The organism is Cetobacterium sp. (assembly GCF_051653945.1).
In the GTDB taxonomy this organism is placed as follows: Bacteria; Fusobacteriota; Fusobacteriia; order Fusobacteriales; family Fusobacteriaceae; genus Cetobacterium_A.
In genome coordinates this window covers 1-4553 of sequence record NZ_JBOFXD010000009.1, presented here as the reverse complement: position 1 = coordinate 4553, position 4553 = coordinate 1, and the positions used below count along the sequence as shown (strand labels likewise).

General features: G+C 23.3%; 5 protein-coding genes and 1 pseudogene. All 6 read right to left on the bottom strand.

What is annotated here, in order from left to right; translation table 11 throughout:
- Positions 1-37 precede the first annotated feature (37 nt).
- Positions 38-292, bottom strand: coding sequence for a metal-sensing transcriptional repressor (locus tag ACRC8M_RS00860; RefSeq protein WP_438527386.1), 255 nt, complete (start codon positions 290-292; stop codon positions 38-40).
- 52 nt (positions 293-344) lie between these two features.
- Positions 345-938 (bottom strand): SDR family NAD(P)-dependent oxidoreductase, encoded by a 594-nt coding sequence (locus tag ACRC8M_RS00855; protein ID WP_257164361.1) that lies wholly within the window; start codon positions 936-938, stop codon positions 345-347.
- A gap of 20 nt (positions 939-958) precedes the next feature.
- A complete protein-coding gene (locus ACRC8M_RS00850) occupies positions 959-2206 on the bottom strand; it encodes a S41 family peptidase (protein WP_257164362.1) in 1248 nt (415 codons plus the stop codon).
- Positions 2207-2260: 54 nt separating this feature from the next.
- Positions 2261-3412: a L,D-transpeptidase family protein gene (locus ACRC8M_RS00845; RefSeq protein ID WP_257164363.1), complete on the bottom strand. Its 1152-nt coding sequence runs from the start codon at positions 3410-3412 to the stop codon at positions 2261-2263.
- Between the two features lie 55 nt (positions 3413-3467).
- Positions 3468-4169, bottom strand: coding sequence for a murein L,D-transpeptidase catalytic domain family protein (locus tag ACRC8M_RS00840; protein WP_257164364.1), 702 nt, complete (start codon positions 4167-4169; stop codon positions 3468-3470).
- Between the two features lie 40 nt (positions 4170-4209).
- Positions 4210-4553, bottom strand: a pseudogene (locus ACRC8M_RS00835) (hypothetical protein); the annotation flags it as partial.

Genomic DNA, 4553 nt, shown 5'->3' with positions numbered 1-4553 from the left:
ATAATATTAGGATATACAAAATCTTAAAATTGAAGATTTAATTGGGTTTATGATTATATAATACAAGATTTTTTATATTTTGTTTCTCAAGATCGGATAGGTTACAGTTCTCAATATAATTTTTGAAAATAGTAAATTTAATATCAGAAAGATTTTTTTGAATAATTATAATTTTATTTAATGTATTTTTATAATCATCATTTTCTTCTGTATTATTAAAAATATTTTTTATTTGTTTTTCGATAATAATTAATCGATTAATTAAATCTAATTTATATAAAAATCCATTCATATATTCTCTCCTAAAATATTTCTTATATTTCTTGCTTTAGTTAAAAAAATAGTTACTTAAAAATATTAAAAGTTTCTTTAATAATTTTTCTTGTAGAAATATCAGCCTTTAAAATATTTAAATTTTCTAAGTTTTGAGATATTATTTGAGTTGTAATATGATCTTTTTGAAATTCAAAATTTAAATTTTTTGCAATTTCTTTAAGAGCATTTTTAGTTGCAACATAATGATTTTGATAGATATTATTAGAATAATTTTTCATAAAAATAGAAATCATAATACGCCCCATTTTTTGTTCCTTCATATAGGGAAGAGTCTCTATTATAGCTCCTAAAACATTAAATCCATAAATATTATTCCATATTTCCCAAGTAGTATTTTTTACATTAATTTCTATATTGGTAAATAGATAATCAATTTTTTCTATATTTGTAATTTTTTTAATGTAGCTTTTAAAAGGTATATTTGCTTCTTGAAAATGTATATTATTTTCACATTGAGATAAAAAAGATTGAATATTTTTAGAGAATTCTCCAAAAATATATATTTTAGCTTCTTTTTTTATTAAATATTTTATAATTTCTATTTGAAAATTACCTTTTAATCCTATTATTACACATATTTTATTTTTTAAAATTAAACTCATTAAAATAACTCCTTTTATTATTAATTTTTGTTAATAAGTTTAGACATTTCTTCAATAGCTTTTTCTAATTGAGTATCTTCGCCTGAAAGTAAATCATTGATTTTGTTATTATCTCTTAAATCTGTTTCATTAATATTTGTTATAATATTATCTGAGAAGACTTTTTTATTTTCAATAAATATATCAGGATCAATACCTTTTTCGTGAATAGAGATTCCATTTGGGGTATAATATTTAGCAATTGTTAATTTTATTCCATCTTCATGAGGTAATGGAATAAGTGTTTGAACACTTCCTTTCCCAAAAGTTTTTTCACCAAGGAGGATGCCTCTTTTATAGTCTTTTATAGCTCCTGAGACAATTTCTGAAGCGGAAGCACTTTCTTGATTAATTAAAATTATAAGTGGAAATTCTCCAAAATATTTTCCTTCACGAAAGATAATTTCCTCTTGACCATCTTTTCCTTTTGTACTAACAATTTTTCCATTAGATATAAACATTGATGAAACTCTTACAGCCTCTTTTAGTGAACCACCGGGATTATTTCTTAAATCAAAAATAATTCCTCTAGCTCCATTATTTTGTAGATTTTTTAGCTCTGTACTTAAATCTTCATATATATTTTCACCAAATTGAGTCAATCTTAAATATCCAATAGAATCCTTGAGAAGTTTACTTTTAACATATTTTAGTTGAATAAGAGTACGTTTTAAATCGATTTTTTTACTATTATTTGTATTTTCATCATAAACAACAAGTTTAACTAAACTTCCATTTTTTCCTTTTAATCTATCTGCACATTCTTTAAATGTTAAATTTAAAGTACTTTCTCCATCAATAGAAAGAATTCTATCTTTAGCCTTTATTCCTGCCAAGAATGCTGGAGTATCATATATTGAGGAAACAACTAATAAATATTCATTACTATTTTTCTGAATAACAGTTCCTATTCCAGCATATTCACCCTCCAGATCTTCTTTAAAACTCTCCATTTCTTCTTTAGAGAAATAGTTTGAGTAAGGATCATCTAATGAATTTATCATTCCTTTTAATGCACCTTGAACTAGGGATATATTAGTAATATTTGTATTTTCATCTTTTTTTTCTCCTACATAATTTGATTTTATTATATTTATAACATCAGAAATTTCTTTTAATTCTTTTATATTTTGAACAAATTCATTGTCTACAGAATAAGCTACTACATTATGAAGTATAATTATATTAAATACCAATAAAAACTTTGATTTTCTTAAATACTTTTTCATTATATTTTCACCATCCTAAATATAAATATACATACAAATTATTTTAATAAAAATCTAAAAAATTATAACCATCACATTTTCATCTGGTTTTTGCTCATTTGATTTTCTGTTAACTTTCCCATTAGTGACCCAATCAAAAAGAAATTTTATATGAGCTTCAGTGTTTCTAATACACTTTCTAGTTCCTTCAACAGTTCCTAAAGTACTATCTTTTTCTTGAAGAAAAAAATCTCTATTAATCTCCTCTTCAAAATTAATAGGAGTTCCATGAATATATCCTCCACCAGAAAATCTAATTGCATATTTTGCTATTCCTCCAGAAGTATTAAAGTCATCTCTAAATCCCATTTCATATTTAACCATAGGAACTATAAAATATCCTTTAGGAGTCTCGAAGCCAAGAGTACTTTCTAATCCTGTTTTATTAAGTGTGTAAGAAATAAGTTCCCAGTTGTTATTTAAAGTCTTTTCAAATATACCTTGATTTTCATTATCTAAATCAATTACAATAACCTTTTTGAAATCAGGATTAATAAAAGGATATCTACTTATAAGATTTTTATTAATTTTCAAAGGTTTTTCTGGAATATTTGGAGTATTAACATATAAGTAATTATCTTTTTCAAATTCTATTGATAGTAGTGTTCTATCAGGAATGTAGATAACCTCATCTTTATATAAAGCTTTAGCATTTTGATCTGCTGATGTTCCGTATTTATCTTTAGTTCTATTCATATTTTTATTATTAGGATTAGGTTTATATGTGTTTATAGAAACCAATTTCTTATTATTTTCAGATTCTGATTTTAAAAAACTTGATAAACTTTTAATTCGATTATCCATTTCTTCAAATCTAAAAGTTCTAAATGTAACAAGCAAGGATGAGATATATCCAAATCTTTTAATTCCGTCAGTGTTTATTAACTCTACTTTATACCATTCATTTCCATTTGATTTTACTTTTTCAAGTACTTTTAGCTTTGTATTAAATGGAAATTTTATAATTTCTTTTGCATTGATAGACGCATCTTCTCGAATAGATGCATCTATCGTTTTTATGAAAACATAATTAAAATATGCAGGTTGTGCTTCATTATTTTTTATATTAACATTTATGCTCATAGGAATCTTATCGCTATACTTTTCTACTAAAGTTTTATTTATATTTGAAAATGTGGGATGTGATAAAAATATAAATTTTATCAATAAGCTTCCAAATTTAAGATATGTATATTTTTTGATTTTATTTCCTCCGTTCATTTTAGACTAAAGTACTAGTGCTCTTATATTTAGGATCATCACCATATGCAAATACAACTGATCCAGATTTTATTAAATTAATAGCTTGTTTATAGATATCTTTAGGAAGAGCTGGGCATCCAAGACTTCTTCCCAACCGACCTTGATTTTTTGCAAGCTGAGGATTTGCATAATCAGCTCCATGTATAACAATATATCTTTTTTTCGCATTATCGTTGATACCTTTTTCTAAACCATCTAAAACTAAAGAGTATCCATTTTTTCCCATATATGTATTTTCTGTTTTAAAAAATCCAATAGAACTTTTATAAGAGTTTACTTTATTTGAAAAAGATGTTGCAACATTTAAACCACTATTTTTTCCATGAGTGACATAAGTAGATACTAATAATTTTTTTTGTTTTAAATCAATTATAAAGAACCTTTCTTCAGTAGATGGTTTTGAAAAATCAATAATAGTTAAATAATCATTTTTTTCTTTGTTTTCTATTTTTGAATAACCTGTAATTGCTTTTTGAAAAACTTTGTAATCAACTTTTTTTGCTAATCCAATTTCTTCATATAATTTTTTTTGTATTTTTTCTAACGAGTAATCATTGACATTTTTCTCTATTGATGTAGGATTTGTAATTGTAGATGCAAATGTAGCTGTCGAAAGAATTCCCAAAATAATAAATAGTGATAAATAATTTTTTCTAAGCACAAAAACCTCCATATTTTTATAAATTTATTTTAATTTTAAATTAATCATTTTTTTTAAGAAGTGTATACCTTCTATTTTGAAAAATAATTTGAAAATTTTGTTCAAGTATGTCATTTAAATATTTATTTCTTACCAAAACTAAAGTATTTTTATTGACTTTAATAGCTTCACTTGATGAAATATCTTCAATATATTTTTTATTTATTTCAAAAGAAATATTTCTAGCATCTAAAAAACGATAACTATAAATATTATTATTATTTTTTAAAATATTTATTATTGGTTTTAAAGTATAGTTTTTAGTATAGGAAGGAAGAAAAAAACTACAAACTAAAAAAATAAATATATTAATAGATAAGATTACATTATATATTTTATATCTAG